Raw genomic sequence first — 241 nt, 5'->3', positions numbered from 1 at the left:
AAGTGTGCACGATGATCGAAGAAGAGGGACTGCCGCAAATTATTAAACGGCACGAGGTGATGCGGGATATGACACGCGCAGCTGTGCGCGCCCTGCAGCTCCCGTTGATGACCACGGATCAATATGCGGCTGCCACCGTTACTTCGATCGATCCGAAAGGCGCCTTCGATTCGGAACAACTGCGAAAAACACTGCGTACCAAACACAACGTTGTCGTTGCTGGTGGTCAAGCCCATTTAAC

At 53.5% G+C, this 241-nt stretch carries 1 pseudogene; it reads left to right on the top strand.

Annotated features, from left to right (window positions below):
- Positions 1-241 (top strand): annotated as a pseudogene (locus MXD62_RS09495) (alanine--glyoxylate aminotransferase family protein); the annotation flags it as partial.

The organism is Frankia sp. Mgl5 (genome assembly GCF_023242985.1).
GTDB lineage: Bacteria > Actinomycetota > Actinomycetes > Frankiales > Frankiaceae > Parafrankia > Parafrankia soli.
Note: the sequence above shows the minus strand (reverse complement) of the source record. Positions and strands in the feature narration are given on the sequence as shown.